The organism is Thioclava sp. ISO4 (assembly GCF_058105145.1).
In genome coordinates this window covers 1576362-1594826 of the sequence record NZ_CM176571.1, presented here as the reverse complement: position 1 = coordinate 1594826, position 18465 = coordinate 1576362, and the positions used below count along the sequence as shown (strand labels likewise).

The window sequence follows — 18465 nt, the reverse complement described above, 5'->3', positions numbered from 1 at the left end:
GGTCAACGCGGTCAAAAGAGCGCAGCTATTTGCGAGGCTTGGCGCGCAGGGTCGGATCGGCCTCGCGCGGGTCTTCCGGCCACGGGTGCTTGGGGTAGCGCCCGCGCATATCCTTGCGCACATCGGCGTAGGAGCCTTCCCAGAAACCCGGCAAATCCATCGTCACCTGAATGGGTTTGTGGCCGGGCGACAGCAGCGTGATCCTGAGCGGCAGGCGTTTCGGGCCGACCGTGGGATGGGCGGTGACGCCGAACATCTCCTGCAGGCGGATCTCGATCCCCGGCGCCTCGCCCGCGTAATCGATGGGCACACGACGGCCCAGAGGGGTCTCGAAATGCGCAGGAGCCAAACGGTCCACCAGTTGCATCTGCTCCCAGTCGAGGGCGGCGCGCAGCGGATCGGTCAGGTCCAGCTTGCGCAGATCGACCTCGGTCCGGGCCTTGCCGAGATAGGGCAGCAGCCAGTCCTCGGCCCTCTCCAACAGCCCCTCATCCGAGAAATCGGGAAGATCGGCCCCCTGCCCGCGCAACAGCTCCACCCGCGCCTGAAGGCGGCGCGCGGCGGGCGTCATCGGTAGCCCGATCTGGCGCAGCCCGGCCAGTGCGCCGCGCGCCAATGCCTCACGCGGGGCGTCTTTCCAGACGCGATCGTCCAGCACCAGCGCGCCGAACCGTTCGTGCTTGCGCGCGACCACCCGGCCCTCGCGCTTGGACCAGTCGCAGACATCGTGCCACGCGATCTGATCGGCGAAGAGGCGGCGGATCTCGGCCTCGGAGATCGCGATGCCTTGGCGCACTTTCGCCTCGCGCGGATCGCCGTCGAGATCGCTCACCACGATCAGGCGTTGCGCGCCCAGCGGATCACCCTCGGCCACCACCGCCCCCTTGCCGCCCGACAGCACGTAGCGCGGCGCATCGCCCTTGCGGCGCAGGCCCACACGGTCGGGATAGGCGAGCGCGAGTTGCTCGGCGGGCGAATAGGTCTCGGGCGTCTCGGGGGCGAGGCGGGCCAGTCGTTTCGCCTCGGAGCGGATACGCTCGATCGTGCCGCGATGGGGCGTGTAGGGGTGGTTCGACTCGAAGCGCTTCGGGTCGCGAATGGCGCTGAGGCGCAGGGTCAGATCGGCGGGCGCCCCGCGCAGCGGATCGCGTTCGGCCAGAAGGGCGGCAAGGGGGGCAGCCTCGGGGCCCGCGGTCAACAGCATATGCCCGAGGCGCGGATGCAGCGGCAGTTTGGCAAGCTTGCGCCCGTGCTCGGTAATCAGACCCGATTTCAGCGCGCCGAGCTCCTCCAGCAGAGCGCGCGCCTCCACCATTGCGGGCGCGGGCGGCGGGGTCAGGAAAGCCAGATCGCCGCCTTCGGTGCCCCAGAGCGCAAGCTCCAGCGCGAGGCCGGTGAGGTCGGCCACCTCGATCTCGGGCGGGGCGAAGGCGGGCAGCGCGCCTTCCGCGCCCTTGGTCCAGAGCCGGTAGCAGATGCCTTCCGCCACGCGACCCGCGCGGCCCCGGCGCTGCTCGGCCTCGGCGCGCGAGACGGGCTCTGTCACCAGCCGGGCCATGCCCGAGCTCGGGTCGAAGCGCGCGCGGCGGGCGCGGCCGCCGTCGATGACGACGCGGATGTCTTCGATGGTCAGAGAGGTCTCGGCGATGGCGGTGGCCAGCACCAGTTTCCGGCCCGACGGCGCGGGCGCGATGGCGGCACGTTGGGCTGAAAATTCCATCGCGCCGAACAGCGGGCGGATCGCGATATCGGGTGCCAAGCGGCCCTTCAGCAGAGCTTCGACGCTGCGAATCTCACCCTCGCCCGGCAGGAAGGTCAGCAGGCTGCCGTCAGTCGCCTCGGCGGCCTCGGCAATCAGCCCGGCCATCGCGGCCTCGAACCGCATCGAACTGTCGACCGGACGATCCAGCCACCGCGTCTCCACCGGATAGGCCCGGCCCTCGGAGACCACGATGGGGGCCGCGTCCAGAAGCTGCGCCACCGGCTCGGCATCGAGCGTGGCCGACATCACCACCAGCGCCAGATCGGGGCGCAGCGCGCCGCGCACCTCCCATGCCAGCGCCAGCCCCAGATCGGCATTGAGCGAGCGTTCGTGGAATTCGTCGAAGATCACGCAGCCGATGCCGGTCAGCTCCGGGTCTGATTGCAGCACGCGGGTCAGGATGCCTTCGGTCACCACTTCGATCCGGGTGGCTTTCGAGACCTTCGCCTCGCCCCGGATGCGGTAGCCGACCGTCTCGCCGACCTTTTCGCCCAAGGTGTCCGCCATACGTTCGGCGGCGGCGCGCGCGGCCAGACGGCGCGGCTCGAGCATGACGATGCGGCCCTCGATCTGATCCAGTAGCGCCAGCGGCACGCGGGTCGTCTTGCCCGCGCCGGGCGGCGCCATCAGCACCGCGCGACCATGCGCAGACAGCGCCGCCCGCAGATCGGGCAGCACCACGTCGATCGGAAGAGAAAAGCGGTCTGTGTTCACCCGCCCCTTATTGCCGAGTGAGACGGCCTTTTCCATAGATCGTATCGGTCTCGATCCGGTCGACCTGCAAACCGCCCTTCGGGCTTGGCTCGTAATAGAGGGTGAAGGCGAAGCGGCTCTTTTCCTTCATGTCCTTTTCCGAGAACCCTTCGAGGCGGCGATATTCCCCCGAACAGACGAGATCTTTGCCATCCGGTTTCGGATCGAAGAGGCGCACCTGAGAGCGCCGTGCGCCGTCATACATTTTCACGTCGAGCTTGCAGGCCTCGTCGCGTGGCACATCGCGCAGCACAGCATAGAGCGCGGTCAGCGGATCGACCGTGCCGCCCTGTTTCGCGGGATCGACATCGCGGGGTTTGGGCTTGCGCGGTGGCTGCTGGCTGACGGAAACGGGCGTGCCGTTATTGTAGATGATCTGGTGCTTGGATTTGCGCCCCGGCGCGTCGTCGACCTCGGAATATTTCATCGGGGTGAAATTCTGGCCGTCATGAAGCCCCGAGACGCTGGCCGAGAACTTGATCTTGCGCAGCAGCCCCACGAGGCCCGCCGTCTGCAACACGCCATTCGCGCCATAGGCCCCATCGGTGATCTTGCCGTTGATCGCCAGCTCGCCCGCGCGGATGCCTTTGAGCACCACGTCGAAGACGATCTTGTCGCTTTGATCGGCGCGCGCAGGCGCGACGCCCAAGGGCGCGATCACCAGCGCCGCTGCAAGCGCGGCGGCCACGGGGCGCGTCGAACGGTTCGAAAGAGATGTCATTGGCATCCTCGTGTCAGGAATTTCCCATTGGCTCTGGACATAGGTCGCAGGGTGCAGGCAAGTAACCGTTAAGTCTTCACGTCTGATGTCATTTTTGACACGAATACCCAAAATCAGCGAAAGCCTGCCGATGACCAAACAAAGCCCCGCCGACCTCGCTCCGCGCATTCTGGCCTCCGATCGCCGCGCCTTGGCCCGCGCGATCACGCTGGTGGAATCGGGCCGGGCCGAGCATCGCGCGCAGGCGGTCGAACTCTTGGATACGCTGGCGGGCGAAGGGCGTCAGGCGCTGCGCATTGGGCTTTCGGGCACGCCGGGCGTAGGCAAATCGACCTTCATCGAAGCCTTCGGGATGATGCTGACCGCGAAGGGGCTGAAGGTCGCCGTGCTGGCGGTCGATCCCTCCTCGGCACGCTCAGGCGGCTCGATCCTCGGCGACAAGACCCGGATGGAGCGGCTTTCGCGCGATCCGAACGCCTTCATCCGCCCCTCGCCCTCACAGGCGCATCTCGGCGGCGTCGCCCGGCGCACCCGCGAGGCGGTGTCTCTGTGCGAGGCGGCGGGCTTCGACGTGGTGCTGATCGAGACCGTGGGCGTCGGCCAGTCCGAGACGCTCGTGGCCGAGATGGTGGACCTGTTCGTGCTGCTGATGGCCCCGGCTGGCGGCGACGAGCTGCAGGGCGTCAAGCGCGGCATCATGGAGATGGCGGACCTGATCCTGGTGAACAAGGCCGATGGCGATCTGAAACCGGCGGCGATGCGGACGGTTTCGGATTACGCCGGTGCGCTGCGCCTGCTGCGCAAGCGGCCTCAGGACCCAGAGGGGTTCCCCAAGGCGCTGCCGGTCTCGGCGATGGAAGAGAACGGGCTGGAGAAGGCCTGGGACGAGATGACCGCGCTGGCCGAGTGGCGGCGCGCGAACGGGCATTTCGATCAGCGCCGGGCGGAGCAGGCGCGCCACTGGTTCGAGGCCGAGGTGCGCGAGGGGCTTCTTGCGCGGTTGCGCCAGGACCCGGAGATCCGCGCGAAGATGCGCGAGCTGGGCGATGCCGTGGCCAGCGGCGAAAGCGCGGCCTCTGCGGCTGCGGCCGAGATGCTGGAGCAGCTGGGCGGCTGAGCGCCGCCCTGCCCGGCCCAGATCACATATCGCTTTCTTTCTTGTCCATCGTGGGCTCGGTATGTTCGGGCTCCCCGTGGGTTATAGCGTCATGCGAAATCTGGGGATCGGCAACCGGCGCGGTGTCCTGCGACGGCGCGACGGGCTGATCGCGGTTCAGATCGACCGGGATGTCCACGACCATCAGCCCCGTCTTCTCGAAGCGCAGGTTGAGCGTGACCATGTCCCCCTGATGGAGCGGCTGAACCAGCCCCATGAACATGACGTGATCGCCGCCGCGCTGCAGGACATGCTCACCCTTCGCGGGGATCTCGAAGCCTTCTTTGACCTCAAGCATCTGCATCTCGCCATTCGGGCCTTGCTTGTGGGTGTGCAATTCGACGCGCGCGGCGACGTTCGAACTGACCGAGAGAAGGCGATCGTCGAGATCGGAGATGTTTTTGATCTCCATGAAGGCCGCCGCCGACTTCGACATCGGCGTGGAGACCCGGACGTAAGGGTCGAGGATCTGAATCGGCTCGGCGGCGAAGGCGGGGAGAGCCGCGGCGATCAGGGCCGCGCTCATCAGGTATTTGCGGATCATGTGCGTCTCCTGTGGGTGTGTTCGTCTGAAAGCTTGGGGTCAGACGGGCACGGGTGGCCCGCGGGCGCGCGGCACCACGACGGCCTGCGCCTGCGCGGTCTCGGGCTCGACCGTCTCGACGCTGCGCCCCTCGCCCTTCGGCGGTGTCGGCAGAGCCGGCGCGAGTGCGACGGCGGCCATCATCGCCAGCACCATGTCGGGGCAGATATGGGCGGGGCCGGTCGGGTTGCCCTCGGCATCGACGCTGACCGTGGTCACGCCATAGCCGGTGCAGAGCACCACCTCGCCCGCGACGCGCGCCTGCCCGCGTGCGACCGCCATCGTCATGCTGGTCATGGCCAGCATGAGCGCCGCGGCGATCCCGATTGGCAGCTTGAAGCGCGTCCTCCACATGGCGCTCACACTAGCGTGACGACGCAGGGAGGGAAATACGGCAGATCGAACCGCATAAGCAAAAACCCCGCGCCGAAGCGCGGGGTTTTCGAAACCGTGGATCCGGAAAGGATCAGGCGGCTGCCTGAGCTTTCGCGATCGCTTTCTTGATCTTCAGAGCGTTCACCGACAGGTCCGCATCCTTCGCCTTGGCGAGGAACGCGTCGAGACCGCCGCGGTGGTCAACCGAGCGCAGGCCGGCTGCGGAAACGCGCAGCTTGAAGCTCTGGCCCAGGGTGTCCGAGATCAGGGAGACATCGTTCAGGTTCGGCAGGAAGCGACGACGCGACTTGTTGTTCGCGTGGCTCACTTTGTTGCCCGTCGTGGGGCCCTTGCCGGTCAGTTCGCAAACGCGCGACATGGCATTCTTCCTTCGTTTCTTACCTGGCCGAAGTTACGCGAATCGCGCGCCCGGCCCCAACATGAAAAGGCGCCGCCCGGCAGCGCCCGAAAATCTGTTGGCGCGGAATACGGGCAATGGCGTCTCGCGTCAAGTCGCCCAAGCCGTTTTTATGCCCCTCACACATCGCTTAAGGAGCGGTTTTACCAGCCACGCTGGGCCAGGTGGCGCAAACCCTGGGTCACATCGGTGCGCACGGCCAATCGCAAAGCCGGTTCGTCGCCCGCGCGCAGAGCGGAAAGAATCATCCGGTGGTGACGCGGCGGCTCGTTGCGCTGCAGCTTGGTGTAGACCGCGCGCATCGTCGGCCCCAGCTGCAGCCAGACGGTTTCGATCACCGCGAGCATCGCGGGCGCCTGCGCGCGCAGATAGAGCGTGCGGTGGAATTCGAGATTGGTGCGGATGTAGCCGACCGCATCCTGTTTCGCGACGACCTCGGCATTGGCGACGTTGATCGCGCCGAGACGGTCGATCAGCGCGAGGTGGGCGCGCGGCAGGGCGCGGGCCGACAGCTCGGGCTCGATCAGTGCGCGCAGCGCCGCCAGCTCCTCGATCCGTTCGTTCGACAGTTCCGGCGTGGCGACGCGGCCCGAACTCGACAGCGTCAGCGCCCCTTCCGCCACCAGCCGCCGCAGCGCCTCGCGCGCGGGGGTCATGGAGACACCGTATTGCTTGCCCAAGCCGCGCAGCGTCAGCGCAGTGCCCGGCAGCAACTCCCCCACCATGATCTGCTGACGCAATGCGCGGTAAAGCCGATCATGGGCGGCGGTCTCGATGGGGCGTGTGGAAATCGTGGTCATGCGCTTTTTGTGATCACGTTAGCAGCCGGGGTCAATCTCGAAACCGGATCGCATGCAGTGCAGAGCCTTCGCGCTTGAGCCAGGCGCGCTCTGTCTTGAAGCTCGGGCGGAGGGCCTCGACGACGCGCCAGAAGGCGGGCGAGTGATTCATCTCCTCGAGATGCGCGACCTCATGGGCCGCGACGTAGTCGAGCACCTCCGGCGGCGCCATGATCAGCCGCCAGCTATAGGAGAGCGCCCCGGTGGAGCTGCACGAGCCCCAGCGCGAGCGCGTATCGCGAATCGTGATCTTGGCGAAGTCGCGCCCGATCTCGGAGGCATAGCGCGTGCTGGCCGCGTGCAGCCGCAGCCGGGCCGCGTGTTTGAAAAAGGTCTCGACCCGCACGCCCAGACGCGCGGGATCTTCGGGCACCAAGAGCCGCGCGCCGTCGATCTTCGGGCTGCGCAGCCGTGCGGGCTCCAATGTCAGCATCTGCCCCTCGAACGGGATGCCTTGCCCGAATCGCACCGCCTGCGCGGGCGGAATCGCCCCGAGGGTCTTGCGCAGCCATTCGGTCTGCGAGCGCGCGAATGCCAAAGCCTCGCGCTCGGACGCACCCCGCGGGATCGTGAGCGCCACCCGGCCGTCCACCCGCGACACCCGCAACGAGAACCTGCGCGCACGCCCGGAGCGGCGCAGAACCAACTCCACCTCAGGCAGTTCCGGAATGGGGGGCGTGCGGGACAGAAGTTTTCTCCGAAAGGTTCGACAGCGAGAGGCGGCCTGCGGGTCGCAGCCCGGCCAGAAAAGGCACGAAAAGGCTTTGACACCCTGCCCGGCATGTGGCAGGTGGCTGCGACTCTGCTGGATTAAGTGCGCAGGAGAATTCCATGCCGAAAGAGGAATGGGGCGTCAAGCGTCTGTGCCCGCATTGCGCGAGCCGCTTTTACGACCTGAATAACGACCCGATGACCTGCCCGGTCTGCAACAACACCTTTACCCTCGAGGCTCTGACCTCGGGCAGCGGTCGTACGCTTACGACCGACAAGACGTCGTCTCAGAAAGAGGATGGCGTCAGTCTCGAAGATGACGATCTCGACACCGATGACGGTGACGTGGATCTCGACGACGATCTGCTCGACGACGACGACGATGACGACAATGTCTCGCTCGATGACATCGCGGATGTCAGCACCGAGGACAAGGAAGACAACTGATCGGCTGGGCCGCTCGGACTACGAATAAGGCGCTACGGGAAACCGTGGCGCCTTTTTCTTTGGCCCGGCGCCCTGCCCCGGCATGCAGCCTCGCGCCCCGTTTCCGGGTGCAGATGATGACTGACGTTCGGGAAGGCGAGAGAGACGAAATTTTCGCGCGGTTCGGGGCGAAATTCCTCTTGCGCCGCCGCGGCGCTTTGCCTATACGCCTCCCCACACAGCGGGGCTACCCGCTGGACCTCCGGTGGGGCCATAGCTCAGTTGGGAGAGCGCTTGAATGGCATTCAAGAGGTCAGGGGTTCGACTCCCCTTGGCTCCACCAATACAAACTTCGCGACGTCGAAAACCCCGCCCCTCGTGGCGGGGTTTCGCATTTCCGAGGGTTCGTTTCTCTGCAAATAGCTGAACCGCACGCCGCTTCCGACAGACGCGCGAGAGGGGCCTGAGGGGGCCTCCAAGCGTATTGCCTTTGGATCCCGCCCGGAGAGGACGCAGAGCGTCGATCAGCGCCCGTAGCCACCCTTTAAACATCTCCGCGGCACCCCAACCCATGCGCGGCCCGGAGCCTCTCTCGCCGCGCAGCGAGAGCCTGCCCGATGAGGCACGCCCAAGGACGCCCGAGAGCCCACAGCTCAACATGCAGGATCGAGAGAGCGCGCAGACCGCAGCAGACAACAGTGCGAACGACAGGCATGGCCTGCGAGGCATTGGTTTTCAACAGGAGGGGAAAATGGCGGACCCGGGACGATTCGAACGCCCGACCCCTTGATTCGTAGTCAAGTGCTCTATCCAGCTGAGCTACGGGTCCGCTTATGTGGGGCGATGTAACGGCCACGTCGGAGCGATGCAAGAGCAAATTCGAGGCAATTTTGGAAAACCGTCAAAATTTCCGGATGCCCTCGCGGCAGCCTCCCGGATGGGCACGCTCCGTGCGGAACGTAACCCCGCGCAGGCTCAGGAAATTGCGCCCGCGCCCTTCTCGGAGGCGCAATCCAGCGCGATATCCGAGGGCAGGAAGATGCGGAACTCGGTGCCGTTGCCATCGGTCCGAACCAGGTCCAGACGCCCGCCATGGCCACGAATCAACTCTGCGGCAATGGCGAGGCCAAGGCCCGTGCCGCCCGCACGGGTGCCGCCGGTGAAGGGCTTGAAGAGGTGTTCGCGCGCGGTCTCCGGCAGGCCGGGGCCGCTATCTTGAACGCGAATCCACCAGCCTTCGGCATTCTCGCCTGCGCCGATCTCCACCGTGCCGCTCTGGCCGGTCGCCTCGATCGCCTGACGGGCGTTGCGCACGAGGTTGTTGAGCACGCGGTAGAGCTGCTCGCGGTCGGCGCGGATCACCAGATTCGGCGACATGTCGGTGACGAAATCGACGAGCGGGCCTTCGCTCGGATGTTCTTCGTTCTCCAGAACCTCCTGCGCCAGCTCGCCGAACATGAAGCGCGACAACGTCGGCGGCGGCTCCTTGGCCTTGCCGAAGGCGAGCGTCGTTTCGCACAGATTGATCGCGCGCTCGATCGAGCCGGTCAGCTTGGGCGCCGCGCGCTTCACGCCGGGATCGTCGGAGCTTTCCATCCGGTCGGCGAAGAGCTGCGCCGTGGTCAGGATGTTGCGCAGGTCGTGGCTGATCTTGGCGACCGCCTGCCCGAGCTGCGCGAGACGCTCCTTCTGGCGCAGCGACGCGGTGAGCTGCTGTTGCATCGAGGCCAGCGCCTCTTCCGCCACGCGCAGCTCCTCGACGCTGGCCTGCGGGGTTATGATGCGCCGCGCATCCTCGGGCGCGTCCGCATAAGAAGACATATGCGCGACCAGCCGCTTGATCGGCACGACCATCAGGCGGCGCACGAGAAGGAACAGCAAAACGGCGGTGATCACGGAGAAGACCGCCGAGATCGACAGCAGCCGCAGCCCGTATTCCACCATCGCGATCCGCATCGGCTCGGTCGCGAGCGTCACCTCGATCACGATACCGCCCTTCTGCACCGGCTGACCCAGCACCCGGATCACGCGATCCCCGGAATCGAAGAGCGCGTGGACCGCGTCGCGAATCCGCGTCCATTCGGTCGAATCGCGCAGGTCGTAGGTTTCGGTCACCGGAGAGGGAATCGGCGAGGACAGCACCAGCTGCCGCGCCGCGTCTCTGCGCAGCACCACGTTGAAGACGCCCGCATTGGACAGAAGCTCTTTTTCCAGATCGGGCGCGATAGTGGTGTCGGTGGTCAGAAGAGCAAGCGAGGCGATCTGCGCGCGCTCAAGTCGCGTTAGAAGATAGTCTTCGCGAAAATTCGCCAAACCCGGCAAAAGGATCAACGCCTCGGCGAGCACCACGAAAACCGTGGTCAGGATCAGAAAACGTCCTGAAAGAGTGTTCACTTTCATCGCCTATCAAACGCAGGGCCGCCCCACAGGGTCGGCCCGTCCCCTTCAATGTCACTCTTGATGCACCGCTGGTCGGGATGCAAGGATGCCGTCCCCGGCGTCAGCCGCGCTTTGCGCACAAGATAGGCGGCTCGCGCAGAAGGCAAAACCCCGTGAGCGGTCACGATCCGTGCGAAGCGACCGGAAAAGCCCGAAAAAACCCGCTTTCGCGAATTGACTTGCTGGGGAGAGGCCACTAAAGACCGGGCTTCGAAATGCTATCTGGCCTCGAATCCTGTTTCTGGGGCCCGAACCGGAGTGAAAACGATGAAACGCACGTTCCAGCCGTCGAACCTCGTTCGCGCCCGTCGCCACGGCTTCCGCAGCCGTATGGCCACGAAGGGTGGACGCCGGGTTCTCAACGCCCGTCGCGCGAAGGGCCGTAAGCGTCTGTCGGCTTAAGGCCGTCACAGCCGCGACTGGCTTTTGACGCCGCCGGATGCTTTTCGCAGGTCGGGCCCTCGGGTCGGATCGGTGAAAAGACCGGCGGCTTCGCTATTTTGCGCGCCGTTTATTCGCCGGAGGTCCCCTGATGGCCGCCATACGCTCAGATGATCCGACTCGCCCGACCGCGGTTCTGCGGCAGCGGGCGGATTTCCTGAAAGCGGCCTCGGCGCAGCGTAAGGGGATGCCCGGCTTCCTGCTGCAGGCGCGCAAACGCCGCGAGGGCGAACCCGTCGCCCCCGATCTGATCCGCGTGGGCTTCACCTGCTCGAAGAAGCTCGGCAATGCGGTGGCGCGCAATCGCGCCAAACGCCGCCTGCGCGAGATCGCACGGCAGGTTCTGCCCAAGGCGGGTCGGCCGGGCTGGGACTATGTTCTGGTCGGGCGCCCCGAGGCGACCGCCACCCGCGATTTCGCCGCCATGCTGGCCGAATTCGAGACCGTGCTCACGGTCATTCACGATTTGCCGATCACCCCGCCGCGCCCGCGCAAACCCAAGGGGAGCAAACGCAAATGAGCCCCCTCGCCCGAATCCTCGCCCTGCCGGTTCATGCCTATCGCTTGCTGCTGAGCCCCTGGATGGGGCATGGCTGCCGCTATCAGCCGACCTGCTCGTCCTACGCGCTCGAAGCGCTCGAACGGCATGGTGCGGTGAAGGGTGGCTGGCTGGCCGGGAAGCGGCTCCTGAGCTGCCACCCATGGGGCGGGCACGGCTATGACCCGGTCCCCGGGGCCGATCCAGATTATGACGCCGCCCATCGTTGCGCCCATGCGCATGACGCGAAGGACACTCCAGATGCTTGACGACGAAGACAGCCCGATCCATCCGCTTTTCGCAGGCGCGCCCTCGACCACCGAGTTCAAGAAGCTGCGCAAACGGATCGTGCGCGAGACCCGCGAGGCGATCGAGAAATACGGGATGATCGAACGCGGACAACGCTGGCTGGTCTGCCTCTCGGGCGGCAAGGACAGCTATACGCTTCTGGCCGTGCTGCACGAGCTGCAGTGGCGCGGACTGCTGCCGGTGGAGTTGCTGGCCTGCAATCTCGATCAGGGTCAGCCGGGGTTCCCCGCGACCGTGCTGCCGGAATTCCTCGAGAAGATGGGGGTTCCGCATCGGATCGAATATCAGGACACCTATTCGATCGTGATGGACAAGGTCCCTCAGGGCCGCACCTATTGCGCGCTGTGCTCGCGGCTGCGGCGCGGCAACCTCTACCGGATCGCGCGCGAGGAAGGCTGCTCGGCAGTCGTGCTGGGCCATCACCGCGACGACATCCTCGAGACCTTCTTCATGAACCTGTTCCACGGCTCGCGCCTCGCGACGATGCCGCCGAAACTGCTGAACGAGGAAGGCGATCTCTTCGTCTATCGCCCGCTCGCCTTCGTCTCAGAGGCCGACTGCGAGAAATTCGCCCGCGCGATGGACTATCCGATCATCCCCTGCGACCTCTGCGGCTCTCAGGACGGGCTGCAGCGCCAGCAGGTGAAGATGATGCTCGACGGCTGGGAGAAGAACGCCCCCGGCCGCCGCAACAAGATGTTCAAGGCGCTGATGAACGCACGCCCCTCGCATCTGTGCGACCCCTCGATCTTCGATTTCGCGGGGCTTGAGCGCCGCGCGGAGGGTGAAGCGGATTTTAACGAAAACGTCCCGGTTTTGCGCGAGCGCGATTAACCGGCTGAACACCATTGACGTCTAGCCTTGCTGGCGAAGGGGGGCCTTGAGGGGCCCGCATGTGCCACGGGGGTAGGTGTCATGGGAAATGACGGGGGCAAGCGCGCCGCCCGCAAATCAGAGCTGCGCGCAAGATATAATGGCAAGCCGGGACCGGTTCTGCTCCGACGCGAGATGATCGCCTTTTTGCCGGCCTGCGGGCTCGCCCTGCTTTGGGTCGGGCCGGAGGCGATGGTGCTGATCGGTCTGACCGCGATTCTGGTGGGCTGGATGACCCGCCCTCTGCCCGTTCCGCTCGAGATCGACGAGGAGGGATGCGACCCCGCGACCGGCCTGCTGCCGCCGAGTGCCGCGATTGCAGAGATGGCCGCCTCCTTGCAGGATTCGCAGCGGCGCAACCGCCCGACCGGATGCCTGATCCTCGGGCTCGACGCCCCCGATCAGGTGCTGCGGCGGTTGCACCCGAAGGAATTCGACCTTCTGCTGCGCCGGATTGGCGAACGACTACAGGCGCAACTGCGCAGCGGCGATGTGGTCACGCGCTGGGACGGCGCGCGTTTCGCGGTGCTTCTGCGTCCGACGCCGAGGCTGGGCCTCGAAGGGATGATCCAGCTTTGCGGCCGCCTTCAGGAAGCGGTGAGCGAGCCTTACGTGATCGCCGAGCAGACGCAGCAGATCACCATGCATATCGGATTTCACCTCGTGGGCCGAAGTACTGCAGCCCCGGCCTATCGCGATGACGCGGCCACGCAGGCCAAGGCTGACGCGCGCGCCAACACAGAGGCGGAGGCGGCTCTCTCGCGCGCCGAGACCGCGGCCAATCGTGCAATGCAATCCGGCCCCGGCGCGATCCGCTCCTCCCGCTCGGACAAGATCGCCATCAAAGAGCCGGGCCCGCATCCGCTCTCCGCCAGTGTGGGAGAGGCGCTCGAAGCGGGCCATATCAAGGCGTTTTTCCTGCCGCAGATTTCCACCGACACAGGCGATATCAGCGGGTTTCAGGCGATTCCGCGCTGGCTTCATGCCCAACGCGGGATTCTGACCGAAAGCGAGATACTCCCCGCAATCGAGGCTGCAGGGCTTGGCGCGCGCTTTTCCGAGGTCATGCTTTACGCGGCTTTCGGCGCACTGCGCGACATCACCCGCGACGGCAGCGATTTCGGCCCGGCCTCGCTTCCCTTCCTGCCCGGGCAGATGAGCGACCCGAAGCTGGCCGAGCGGCTGACCTGGGAATTCGACCGCTTCGAGATCGCCCCGAACCGGCTGCGGCTGATCGTCCCGCAGGCGATGGTGGCGCGGCTCGACGATCCGGTCTGCAGCCATACGCTGCACGCGATCAAGCGCCTCGGCTGCCTGATCGAACTGGCGGGATTCGGCTCCGGTCCCGTCTCGGCGGAGACGATCCGCCAGATCGGGCCGCAGCGGCTGCGCATCCATCGCTCGCTCACGGCAGAGATCGACCACAACACCGAACATCAGCGCCTGACCGCGGCGATCGTGTCGATGGCCGAGGGGCTCGGGCTGGAGACGCTCGCCGAAGGGGTGCCGGGGATCGCCGAACACGCGATGCTGTGCCAGTTGGGCTGCTCGGCGGTGCAGGGCCCGGCGATTGCCGCGCCGATGCCGATCAGCGAATTCCTCGAATGGGCGGAGCGCCATCGCACCAAGCTCGACGCCACGCCGCAAATCGGCAGGCGTTGAGGCCCCCAAAGACCGAGGCGCAGACCGGGCTTTGCGACTGCGGACCCTGGATCCGGACCGAAAGCGTGATGGCAAACCATGCCCGATCCACTGTTTCAAGGGAAAATGGCTTGACCTTTGGCTGCCCCTTCTGTTGAACCCATGCAAGTTTTCGACAGGCTTGTGGAATTAGGGTTTCATGGACAACCAAAACAAGAATCTCATTCTCGCGGTGGTGCTTTCCGCGCTCGTGCTGGGCGTCTGGACCTACTTCTTCCCGCCCACGGAAGACACGACAACAGCACCGAGCCAACCGGTCGCAGAGCAGAGCGCTACGCCCGAAGCCACTGATATCGCACCGAAGACCGCGGCCGGCTCCACGGGCGCACCGGTCGATACGGCGACGATGTCGCAGGCCGCGAGCGCCCAATCCCAGAGCGCCGCGCGCATCGAGATCGACACCCCCGCAGTCGAGGGATCGATCTCGACTCTCGGCGGGCGTTTCGACGACCTCTCGCTCAAGAAATACAAGGAAACGCTGGCCGAGGATTCGCCCGACGTGCGTCTCCTGTCGCCGATCAGCGGCGATACCGGCAATTCGACCCTGCCCTATTACGTCGTCTATGGCTGGCTGCCCGCAGGCGGTCTGCCCGGCGATCAGGTCCCCGGTCCGAACACGGTCTGGACGCAGGTCGGCAACGGCAAACTCACGCCCGACACCCCGGTCACGCTGCAATGGGACAACGGCCATGGCCTGACCTTCCAGCGCGAGATCTCGGTCGACGACAAGTATCTCTTCACGATCAAGCAGTCAGTTCAGAACGGCACCGACGCCGCCGTGAAGCTTGCCCCCTACGGCATCATCGCGCGTCACGGCATCCCGCAGGAGCGCCGCGTCTATGTGCTCCACGAAGGCCTCGTGGCGATGGATGACGGCAATCTCGAAGAGATCAAGTACAAGAACATCACCAAGCTCGACAACAAGGGCGCCGAGGGTCAGGCCGAGATCAAGCAGGTGCAGGACGCCGGCTGGACGGGCTTCACCGACAAATACTGGCAGACCGTTCTGGCGCCGATCTCGGGCCCGTTCACCTCGGTCGTGAAATATTCGGGCGAGAAGTCCGACATCTACCAGACCGAGACCCGCCTGCCGGTGATCGACGTCGCGCCGGGCGCCAAGGGCGACGCGCAGACCCACCTCTTCGCCGGTGCGAAGGAATGGGAAACCCTGCGCGACTATCAGGACAATGTCCCGATCCCGAAATTCGTCGACTCGCTTGACTGGGGCTGGTTCTACTTCCTCACCAAGCCGATGTTCCGCCTGCTGCACTTCCTGCATGGCGCGATCGGCAACATGGGCTGGGCGATCATCGCACTGACCTTCATCATCAAGCTGATCGTCTTCCCGCTGGCGCGGAAGTCCTACATCTCGATGGCGCGCATGAAAGAGCTGCAGCCCGAGATGGAGAAGATGAAGGAAGCCGCTGGCGACGACCGCCAGAAGATGCAGCAGGGCATGATGGAGCTGTATAAGAAGCACAAGGTGAACCCCGCCGCGGGCTGTCTGCCGCTTCTGATCCAGATCCCGATCTTCTTCTCGCTCTATAAGGTGATCTACGTCACGATCGAGCTGTATCACGCGCCGTGGATCGGCTGGATTCACGACCTTTCGGCGCCCGATCCGACCTCGATCCTGAACCTGTTCGGCCTGCTGCCCTTCGCAGCGCCCGATCCGGGCTCGCCGCTCTTCATCCTGTCGCTCGGCATCCTGCCGATCCTGCTGGGTGTGTCGATGTGGTTCCAGCAGCGTCTGAACCCGGCGCCGACGGACAAGACTCAGGCGATGATCTTCGCCTGGATGCCGTGGGTCTTCATGTTCATGCTGGGCAGCTTCGCCTCGGGCCTCGTTCTGTACTGGATCACGAACAACACGATCACGTTCCTCCAGCAGTACACGATCATGTCGATGCACGGGAAACGCCCGGATCTGTTCGGCAATATCAAAGAGAGCTTCCAGCGGAAGAAACCCGCCGAAGAGAAGAAATGAGCGCAACGCTCTCTCGCATCTACCGACATCCGATCAAGTCGATCGGGGTAGAGGAACTAAAGGACGCGTCCCTTGAAGAGGGGCGCGTCTTGCCTTGCGACCGGGAATGGGCGGTGCTGCATGAACGCTCCAAGGTCGGCGTCGGCGCGGAAGGTCGCGCGGATGGCTGGGGCAAGAAGATCAACTTCGTGATCGGGCGCTCGGCGCCGGGGCTGATGGGGGTCACGTCGCGGATGCTCGAGAACGGGCACATCCTGCTGGAACATCCCGAGCAATGGCATCTCGAGATCGACCCCGACCGTGAACTTGACCAACGCAAGCTGCTCGAATGGTTGCGTCCGTTCTGGCCCGAGAGCGCGCCGCGCCCAACCGCGCTGGTACGCGGCCCCGACCGGGCCTTCACCGACGATCCCCTGCCCTATGTCTCGCTGATCGGGCAGGCGTCGCTCGATGATCTCGCGGCGCGGGTGGGAAAGCCGATCGACCGCCGCCGCTTCCGCGCCAATCTCTGGGTCGAAGGCTGGGAGCCTTTCGCGGAGATGGACCTGATCGGCAAGACGGTGCGGATCGGCGAGGCAGAGCTGCAACTGCGCGCCTGTATCGAGCGCTGCCGCGCGACGGACGCTAATACCGAGACGGGCGAACGCGATATCGACATGCTGAGCGAGCTGGAGCGCCATTACGGCCACCATGATCTGGGCGTATTCTGCCTCGTGACGAAACAGGGCCGCATCGCGCGCGGCGACAAGATCGAGGTTCTATGATGGAATTGAAGTTCCCGCTGGCCGAGGCCCCCGACGATTTTTCGCGTGAGCGTGGTCGCAAGCTGTTTGCGGCGCCCGTCGATTTCCTCAAGGGCGTCGTCGCGATGAAGGGGCTGCCGCCTGCCGACCGGATCGAGGTCTGCTTCGCGGGCCGCTCCAATGTCGGCAAGTCGAGCCTGATCAATGCACTGACGAACCGCCGCAACCTTGCGCGGGCGTCGAACACGCCGGGCCGGACGCAGGAGATCAACTATTTCACCACGCAGGACGGTCCCTATCTGGTCGACCTTCCGGGCTATGGGTTCGCGCAGGCCCCTGTCGCGGTGGTCGCGAAGTGGCAGGCGCTGCTGAAGGATTACCTATCGGGCCGCGCGACCCTGCGCCGCGCCTTCGTGCTGATCGACACGCGTCACGGCGTGAAAGCGGTGGACGAGGAAATCCTGACGCTGCTCGACCGTGCTGCCGTCCCCTTCCAGGTGGTTATGACGAAGGCCGACAAGGTCAGCGCGAAGGATTGCGAGAAGGTGCTGGATCAGGTGCGCAAGGCGCTGGCGAAACACCCCGCCGCCTTCCCCGAGATCGTGCTGACCTCGTCCGAGAAGGGCCAAGGGATCGAGACGCTGCGCGCGATCATCGCCGGGCTGGAGTAACCCCCTGCCCGGCTGCTGTCGTTATTTGCCGAGGCAGTAGCGCATCACCGCCTTTTGCGCGTGCAGACGGTTCTCGGCCTCGTCGAAGATCACCGAATGCGGGCCGTCCATGACGCCGCTCGTCGCCTCGTCGTTGCGATGCGCGGGCAGGCAATGCATGAACAGCGCGTCGGGCTTGGCGTGGCTCATCAGCTCCTCGTTGACCTGATAGGGCCGCAGCTGGTTGTGGCGACGCTCTTTCGCGGATTCCGGGTCGTGCATCGAGACCCAGGTATCGGTGACGATCAGATCGGCGCCCTCGACCGCCTTGACCGGGTCGCGCTCGATGGTGATCGGATGGCCCGCTTTCTCGGCCACGTCGAGCCAGGCGCGCTCGGGGTCGAGCGTCTCGGGCCCGGTGAAGGTCAGATCGAAGCCGAACTGCGCCGCGGCATGGGCGAAGCTGGCGAAGACGTTGTTGCCGTCGCCCGACCAGACCACCTTCTTGCCTGCGATCGGCCCGCGCTGCTCTTCATAGGTCATCACATCGGCCATGATCTGGCACGGGTGGGTGCGGTCGGTCAGACCGTTGATCACCGGCACCGAGGCATATTCGGCCATCTCGAGCAGGGTTTCCTCCTCGAAGGTCCGGATCATGATCAGATCGACATAGCGCGACAGAACCCGTGCGGTGTCGGCGATGGTCTCGCCATGGCCCAGCTGCATATCCGCGCCCGAGAGCACCATCGACTGGCCGCCCATCTGACGCACGCCGACATCGAAGCTGACGCGAGTCCGGGTCGAGGGCTTCTCGAAGATCAGAGCGACCATGTGACCGGCGAGCGGCTGCTCGTCATCGGGCGCGCCTTTCGGGCGACCGTTGCGGGCCTGCTTCATCGCGATGCCTTGGTCGATCATGGACCGCAGCGCGGCGGGGTCGGTTTTGTGGATATCGAGGAAATGGTTCATCGGTTTGTCTTTCGTGGAGGGGCCTGAGGGGCTGTCCGCCCCGCTGCGCTCCCGCGCAGCCCCCGAGGATA

General features: G+C 65.4%; 19 protein-coding genes and 2 tRNA genes. 11 read left to right on the top strand and 10 right to left on the bottom strand.

Annotation, left to right across the window (positions count from 1 at the left end; genetic code table 11):
- Positions 1–25 precede the first annotated feature (25 nt).
- Together hrpB and AC2TZ7_RS08045 are read right to left on the bottom strand one after the other, a co-directional pair.
- Positions 26–2512, bottom strand: coding sequence for an ATP-dependent helicase HrpB (gene hrpB, locus AC2TZ7_RS08050; RefSeq protein WP_489866518.1), 2487 nt, complete (start codon positions 2510–2512; stop codon positions 26–28).
- Positions 2484–3236 carry a DUF3108 domain-containing protein gene (locus tag AC2TZ7_RS08045; RefSeq protein WP_489866517.1) on the bottom strand — a complete coding sequence of 251 codons (753 nt, stop codon included), beginning with the start codon at positions 3234–3236 and terminating at the stop codon, positions 2484–2486. Before AC2TZ7_RS08045 ends, hrpB begins: the two co-directional genes overlap by 29 nt.
- Before the next feature lie 130 nt (positions 3237–3366).
- Here AC2TZ7_RS08045 and meaB point away from each other — a divergent pair, with 130 nt between their 5' ends.
- Positions 3367–4353 (top strand): methylmalonyl Co-A mutase-associated GTPase MeaB, encoded by a 987-nt coding sequence (meaB, locus tag AC2TZ7_RS08040; protein WP_078539792.1) that lies wholly within the window; start codon positions 3367–3369, stop codon positions 4351–4353.
- Positions 4354–4375: 22 nt separating this feature from the next.
- Here meaB and AC2TZ7_RS08035 read toward each other — a convergent pair whose 3' ends face one another.
- From AC2TZ7_RS08035 to AC2TZ7_RS08015, 5 genes are all read right to left on the bottom strand, one after another.
- A complete protein-coding gene (locus AC2TZ7_RS08035) occupies positions 4376–4936 on the bottom strand; it encodes a copper chaperone PCu(A)C (protein WP_489866516.1) in 561 nt (186 codons plus the stop codon).
- A 39-nt stretch (positions 4937–4975) separates the two neighbouring features.
- On the bottom strand, positions 4976–5329 hold the full coding sequence (locus tag AC2TZ7_RS08030; protein ID WP_274962756.1) for a hypothetical protein: 354 nt from the start codon (positions 5327–5329) through the stop codon (positions 4976–4978).
- Positions 5330–5441: 112 nt separating this feature from the next.
- Entirely contained in the window at positions 5442–5729 is a 288-nt protein-coding gene (rpmB, locus tag AC2TZ7_RS08025) for a 50S ribosomal protein L28 (RefSeq protein WP_098410287.1), read from the bottom strand.
- 182 nt (positions 5730–5911) lie between these two features.
- Positions 5912–6568, bottom strand: coding sequence for a GntR family transcriptional regulator (locus AC2TZ7_RS08020; protein WP_489866515.1), 657 nt, complete (start codon positions 6566–6568; stop codon positions 5912–5914).
- A gap of 31 nt (positions 6569–6599) precedes the next feature.
- Positions 6600–7295 (bottom strand): M48 family metallopeptidase, encoded by a 696-nt coding sequence (locus tag AC2TZ7_RS08015; RefSeq protein ID WP_098410286.1) that lies wholly within the window; start codon positions 7293–7295, stop codon positions 6600–6602.
- A 143-nt stretch (positions 7296–7438) separates the two neighbouring features.
- Between AC2TZ7_RS08015 and AC2TZ7_RS08010 the strand changes: the two genes are divergently transcribed.
- Together AC2TZ7_RS08010 and AC2TZ7_RS08005 are read left to right on the top strand one after the other, a co-directional pair.
- Positions 7439–7765, top strand: a complete 327-nt coding sequence (locus AC2TZ7_RS08010; RefSeq protein WP_098410285.1) for an FYDLN acid domain-containing protein — start codon at positions 7439–7441, stop codon at positions 7763–7765.
- A 246-nt stretch (positions 7766–8011) separates the two neighbouring features.
- Positions 8012–8087 (top strand) — tRNA-Ala (locus tag AC2TZ7_RS08005).
- 409 nt (positions 8088–8496) lie between these two features.
- Here AC2TZ7_RS08005 and AC2TZ7_RS08000 read toward each other — a convergent pair.
- Positions 8497–8573 (bottom strand) — tRNA-Arg (locus tag AC2TZ7_RS08000).
- 146 nt (positions 8574–8719) lie between these two features.
- Positions 8720–10144: a sensor histidine kinase gene (locus AC2TZ7_RS07995; RefSeq protein WP_489866514.1), complete on the bottom strand. Its 1425-nt coding sequence runs from the start codon at positions 10142–10144 to the stop codon at positions 8720–8722.
- A gap of 306 nt (positions 10145–10450) precedes the next feature.
- Between AC2TZ7_RS07995 and rpmH the strand changes: the two genes are divergently transcribed.
- The 8 genes from rpmH (at position 10451) to yihA (ending at position 17446) form a co-directional block, all read left to right on the top strand.
- The gene (rpmH, locus tag AC2TZ7_RS07990) at positions 10451–10585 is read left to right on the top strand and encodes a 50S ribosomal protein L34 (RefSeq protein WP_075776231.1); all 135 of its coding nucleotides are present in this window, start codon (positions 10451–10453) and stop codon (positions 10583–10585) included.
- 130 nt (positions 10586–10715) lie between these two features.
- Positions 10716–11144: a ribonuclease P protein component gene (rnpA, locus tag AC2TZ7_RS07985; protein ID WP_098410283.1), complete on the top strand. Its 429-nt coding sequence runs from the start codon at positions 10716–10718 to the stop codon at positions 11142–11144.
- Positions 11141–11431: a membrane protein insertion efficiency factor YidD gene (gene yidD / locus AC2TZ7_RS07980; protein WP_489866513.1), complete on the top strand. Its 291-nt coding sequence runs from the start codon at positions 11141–11143 to the stop codon at positions 11429–11431. Before rnpA ends, yidD begins: the two co-directional genes overlap by 4 nt.
- Positions 11424–12305: a tRNA 2-thiocytidine(32) synthetase TtcA gene (ttcA, locus tag AC2TZ7_RS07975; RefSeq protein WP_078539799.1), complete on the top strand. Its 882-nt coding sequence runs from the start codon at positions 11424–11426 to the stop codon at positions 12303–12305. Before yidD ends, ttcA begins: the two co-directional genes overlap by 8 nt.
- Positions 12306–12479: 174 nt before the next feature.
- Positions 12480–14006, top strand: coding sequence for an EAL domain-containing protein (locus AC2TZ7_RS07970; RefSeq protein WP_489866512.1), 1527 nt, complete (start codon positions 12480–12482; stop codon positions 14004–14006).
- Positions 14007–14184: 178 nt separating this feature from the next.
- Complete coding sequence (yidC, locus tag AC2TZ7_RS07965) at positions 14185–16032, top strand: membrane protein insertase YidC (protein ID WP_489866511.1); 1848 nt, start codon at positions 14185–14187, stop codon at positions 16030–16032.
- Positions 16029–16796, top strand: coding sequence for an MOSC domain-containing protein (locus tag AC2TZ7_RS07960; protein WP_489866510.1), 768 nt, complete (start codon positions 16029–16031; stop codon positions 16794–16796). Before yidC ends, AC2TZ7_RS07960 begins: the two co-directional genes overlap by 4 nt.
- On the top strand, positions 16796–17446 hold the full coding sequence (yihA, locus tag AC2TZ7_RS07955) for a ribosome biogenesis GTP-binding protein YihA/YsxC (RefSeq protein WP_489866509.1): 651 nt from the start codon (positions 16796–16798) through the stop codon (positions 17444–17446). Before AC2TZ7_RS07960 ends, yihA begins: the two co-directional genes overlap by 1 nt.
- A 21-nt stretch (positions 17447–17467) precedes the next feature.
- Here yihA and argF read toward each other — a convergent pair whose 3' ends face one another.
- The gene (gene argF, locus AC2TZ7_RS07950) at positions 17468–18394 is read right to left on the bottom strand and encodes an ornithine carbamoyltransferase (RefSeq protein ID WP_098410278.1); all 927 of its coding nucleotides are present in this window, start codon (positions 18392–18394) and stop codon (positions 17468–17470) included.
- Positions 18395–18465: the final 71 nt, after the last annotated feature.

What these genes read in the sequence shown, in the direction of transcription:
- yihA (WP_489866509.1), top strand. Translation starts at nt 16,796, where the DNA reads ATGGAATTGAAGTTCCCGCTGGCCGAGGCCCCCGACGATTTTTCGCGT.
- AC2TZ7_RS07995 (WP_489866514.1), bottom strand. Translation starts at nt 10,144, where the DNA reads ATGAAAGTGAACACTCTTTCAGGACGTTTTCTGATCCTGACCACGGTT.
- AC2TZ7_RS08045 (WP_489866517.1), bottom strand. Translation starts at nt 3,236, where the DNA reads ATGACATCTCTTTCGAACCGTTCGACGCGCCCCGTGGCCGCCGCGCTT.
- AC2TZ7_RS08035 (WP_489866516.1), bottom strand. Translation starts at nt 4,936, where the DNA reads ATGATCCGCAAATACCTGATGAGCGCGGCCCTGATCGCCGCGGCTCTC.
- AC2TZ7_RS07960 (WP_489866510.1), top strand. Translation starts at nt 16,029, where the DNA reads ATGAGCGCAACGCTCTCTCGCATCTACCGACATCCGATCAAGTCGATC.
- AC2TZ7_RS07970 (WP_489866512.1), top strand. Translation starts at nt 12,480, where the DNA reads ATGATCGCCTTTTTGCCGGCCTGCGGGCTCGCCCTGCTTTGGGTCGGG.
- AC2TZ7_RS08030 (WP_274962756.1), bottom strand. Translation starts at nt 5,329, where the DNA reads ATGTGGAGGACGCGCTTCAAGCTGCCAATCGGGATCGCCGCGGCGCTC.
- AC2TZ7_RS08010 (WP_098410285.1), top strand. Translation starts at nt 7,439, where the DNA reads ATGCCGAAAGAGGAATGGGGCGTCAAGCGTCTGTGCCCGCATTGCGCG.
- rpmH (WP_075776231.1), top strand. Translation starts at nt 10,451, where the DNA reads ATGAAACGCACGTTCCAGCCGTCGAACCTCGTTCGCGCCCGTCGCCAC.
- AC2TZ7_RS08020 (WP_489866515.1), bottom strand. Translation starts at nt 6,568, where the DNA reads ATGACCACGATTTCCACACGCCCCATCGAGACCGCCGCCCATGATCGG.
- argF (WP_098410278.1), bottom strand. Translation starts at nt 18,394, where the DNA reads ATGAACCATTTCCTCGATATCCACAAAACCGACCCCGCCGCGCTGCGG.
- ttcA (WP_078539799.1), top strand. Translation starts at nt 11,424, where the DNA reads ATGCTTGACGACGAAGACAGCCCGATCCATCCGCTTTTCGCAGGCGCG.
- yidC (WP_489866511.1), top strand. Translation starts at nt 14,185, where the DNA reads ATGGACAACCAAAACAAGAATCTCATTCTCGCGGTGGTGCTTTCCGCG.
- hrpB (WP_489866518.1), bottom strand. Translation starts at nt 2,512, where the DNA reads ATGGAAAAGGCCGTCTCACTCGGCAATAAGGGGCGGGTGAACACAGAC.
- meaB (WP_078539792.1), top strand. Translation starts at nt 3,367, where the DNA reads ATGACCAAACAAAGCCCCGCCGACCTCGCTCCGCGCATTCTGGCCTCC.
- rnpA (WP_098410283.1), top strand. Translation starts at nt 10,716, where the DNA reads ATGGCCGCCATACGCTCAGATGATCCGACTCGCCCGACCGCGGTTCTG.
- rpmB (WP_098410287.1), bottom strand. Translation starts at nt 5,729, where the DNA reads ATGTCGCGCGTTTGCGAACTGACCGGCAAGGGCCCCACGACGGGCAAC.
- yidD (WP_489866513.1), top strand. Translation starts at nt 11,141, where the DNA reads ATGAGCCCCCTCGCCCGAATCCTCGCCCTGCCGGTTCATGCCTATCGC.